Source organism: Saccharopolyspora sp. (assembly GCF_017434145.1).
GTDB lineage: Bacteria > Actinomycetota > Actinomycetes > Mycobacteriales > Pseudonocardiaceae > Saccharopolyspora_C > Saccharopolyspora_C galaxeae.
Map to the genome: position 1 here is coordinate 1 of NZ_JAFRFW010000060.1, position 3,055 is coordinate 3,055.

Below are 3,055 nucleotides of genomic sequence, written 5' to 3' on the forward strand. Positions count from 1 at the left end.
CTGCGGCGGACGGCTGCCCCGCGGCCGGGACGGGCGGCGGGGGCGGTGGTCGTTCACTTGAGCACTTCTCCTTGCTCGATGCGGGTGCCGCGCGCCCAGTCGGTGGCGGCCATCCGCTTCTTGCCCTGCGCCTGCACCTCGCCGAGCGCGACCGCCGCGGTGCCGGTTCCCACCAGCACCCGGCGCTTCTCGACGCGCAGCTCCCCCGGCGCGAGCCCGGTCTCCTCGGTCACCGACACGGCCCCGAGCTTGAGCCGCTCGTCGCCGAAGAACGCCCACGCGCCCGGATCCGGGGTCACCGAGCGGATCACCCGATCCACCACGTGCGCCGGCCGGGTGAAGTCGACCTTGGCGTCGTCCACCGAGACCTTCGGCGCGTAGCTGATGCCCTCGGCGGGTTGTTCCTCGGCGCGCAGCGAACCGTCCTCGATGCCGTCGAGCGTGGCCAGCAGCAACTTGGCGCCCGACTCGGCGAGCCGGTCCAGCAGCACGCCCGAGGTGTCGCCCGCGCGGACGTCCTCGGTGACCACGCCGTAGACCGGTCCGGCGTCCAGCTCGGGCACCAGCCGGAACGCGGACGCGCCGGTCATGTCGTCGCCGTGCCGGATCGCGGCCTGCACCGGAGCCGCCCCGCGCCACGCGGGCAGCAGCGAGAAGTGCAGGTTGATCCACCCGTGCCGGGGGATCTCCAGCGCGGCCCGCTTCAGCAGCGCCCCGTAGGCCACCACCGGGCAGCAGTCCGGCGCCAGCTCCCGCAGCCGCTCCAGGAACTCCGGGTCGGACGCGCGCTCGGGCGTGAGCACTTCGAGTCCGTGCTCGTCGGCCACCGCGCCCACCGGAGAGCGCAGCACCTTGCGCCCGCGGCCGGAACGCGCGTCCGGCCGGGTGATCACGGCGGCGACCTCGTGCCGCCCGGATTCCAGCAGCGCTCGCAGCGAAGGAACCGCCGCCTCGGGCGTGCCCGCGAACACCACCCGCATCAGGACGCCCCGAACAGCGGGTGCGGGTTCTGCTTGATCGCCGGAGCCTGCCCGTCGAACCAGTCGGCCTGGCGGATCTCGCGCAGCGCGGCCTTGCGGGTGGCCTCGTCGAGCCGGTCCACGAACAGCACCCCGTCGAGGTGGTCGGTCTCGTGCTGGACGCAGCGCGCCAGCAGGTCGGTGCCCTCGATCTCCACCGGATCGCCGTGCAGGTTCCAGCCGCGGGCGACGATGTTGCGGTAGCGGCGGCAGTCCCACCGCATGCCCGGGATGGACAGGCAGCCCTCCGGGCCGTCCTGGATCTCGTCGCCGAGCACGTCGAAGCTCGGATTGACCAGGTGGCCCTCGAACCCGTCGCAGCGGTAGGTGAACACCCGCAGGCCCACGCCCAGCTGCGGCGCGGCCAGCCCCGCCCCGCCTTGCTCGTGCATCGTGTCCCAGAGGTCCCGCACGAGGGTGCGCAGCTCCTTGTCGAAATCCACGACCTCCTCGGCGCGGGTCCGCAGCACGGGATCCCCGAAGAGTCGGACGGGCTGGACGGTCAAGCGGTTCCCCCATGGTCGCGGGCGGTTCGGCCGGCGTGCGCCGCCGATCGCGGTTGCCGGATCTCACGAGTCTAGTCTTCGCCGTCGCCGCCGCCCGCAGCCGCCACGACCGCTCCGAAGCGCGGCGGAACCGCTCGCGGTGCGGGACTCGACCGGCACCGCCGCGGGGATTCAGCCGCCCGGCATCGACTGCCGCCCGGCGAGGAACCCGTTCCGGCGCAGCCCCGGCGTAGCCTGCGCGGTGGCCCGAAGAAAGTGAAGGGACCTGCGATGAGCCCGTTTCCGCCCGAGCACGCCGCGGGCCGCACCGCACCCGCCGCCGCGAGCGTCCTCGAACGAGCCGAGCAACACGTCGGGCTGCTTCGCGACCTGGTCCGATGTGACGCGGTGGTGCTGACCGCTGCCGACCCGTTCGCGCTGAGTCCGCAGCACACCTCGCTCGCCGCCGCGGGCTACTCGGACGCCGCGCTCGACCGGCTGCTGGACGACTTCGTCCCGGACGCGCGGAATCCGGGCTTCCGCCTGCTCCGCAACGGGGTCCGCGCGGCGCTGCGCTGGTCGGATCTCGCCCGCAATTGGCAGATCAGGTTCGTCACGACCGCCCTTGCTGAAGAATGCCTGCTTCCCGCCGGATTCCACGAAGGTCTCACCGCCTGCTTGTGGCTACCGGACGGTTCCCATGCCGGCGCCGTGCACATGAACTGGGCCGCGTCCCGCGCGGCCACGGACGACCGGCGGCGAACCGTCGAGCGATTCCTGCCACTGCTCGCCGAGGCCAGCAACGTCTTGCAGCCACACCGCGTTCTCGCGGACGAGCTGCACGGCGACGCGCACGTCGCGTTGATCGGCGCAGGTGTCGAGCAACGCATCCCCGGCCGCGACGTCGGCCCGGTTCTGCGTTCGCAAGGCCGGCTGTGGCCGCTGCTGCTGAGTTCGGTCCCGCACCGGAACGGCAGCTACATCTGGATCGACGAGGCCGAGACGTTCCACCGGATCGATCTGACCCGGTGCGCGGGATCGACGATGCTCGTGGCCGAGCGCGAAATGCCCGCGCCCTACGACCTCACCGCACGAGAGTTGCAGGTCGTCACGCTGCTGGCCGGTGGCGCCAGCAACCCAGGGATCGCCGATGCGCTCGTCGTGAGCCGCCGCACCGTCTCGACCCACGTCGAGCACATCCTGGCCAAGCTCGGGGTGGCCTCCCGCGCGGAGGTGGCCGCGCTGGCCACTCGCGAAGGCCTGCGGCTGGTTCCGGCCGGGCGCGGCTCGGACCTGCGGCCGGGTGGTCTCGGCAGGATGCGCTGAGTCGGCGATGGCAGCTGGCAGGACACCGATCGGAACGGCACGGCTGCGAAGAATCTTGCCGCATTGAACCGGTCGGATACGTCAGTTGACCGATGTCGCCGCGGTTGGCGGCGTACCTAGACTCTCCGTCCAGGTCCGGAAATCCGGCCGGTGCCTGCGAAGTCTCGCGCTGGAATGGCGTCGGCGAGGTGCGGCGCGCGCACCCGGCGGTTGCGGGATCGCACC

The 3,055-nt window shown here is 72.5% G+C and carries 3 protein-coding genes; 1 reads left to right on the forward strand and 2 read right to left on the reverse strand.

Annotated features, from left to right (window positions below):
* Positions 1-53 precede the first annotated feature (53 nt).
* Positions 54-980, reverse strand: a complete 927-nt coding sequence (gene fmt / locus IJH84_RS01570; protein ID WP_295139394.1) for a methionyl-tRNA formyltransferase — start codon at positions 978-980, stop codon at positions 54-56.
* On the reverse strand, positions 980-1,525 hold the full coding sequence (gene def / locus IJH84_RS01575) for a peptide deformylase (protein WP_200069781.1): 546 nt from the start codon (positions 1,523-1,525) through the stop codon (positions 980-982). Before def ends, fmt begins: the two co-directional genes overlap by 1 nt.
* Before the next feature lie 270 nt (positions 1,526-1,795).
* On the opposite strand from def, the gene IJH84_RS01580 reads away from it, so the two are divergent.
* A complete protein-coding gene (locus tag IJH84_RS01580; RefSeq protein WP_200069782.1) occupies positions 1,796-2,830 on the forward strand; it encodes a LuxR C-terminal-related transcriptional regulator in 1,035 nt (344 codons plus the stop codon).
* Positions 2,831-3,055 lie beyond the last annotated feature (225 nt).

Bases quoted from the DNA above. Each gene is read 5' to 3' on its own strand.
- fmt (WP_295139394.1), bottom strand. From the start codon at position 980: ATGCGGGTGGTGTTCGCGGGCACGCCCGAGGCGGCGGTTCCTTCGCTG.
- IJH84_RS01580 (WP_200069782.1), top strand. From the start codon at position 1,796: ATGAGCCCGTTTCCGCCCGAGCACGCCGCGGGCCGCACCGCACCCGCC.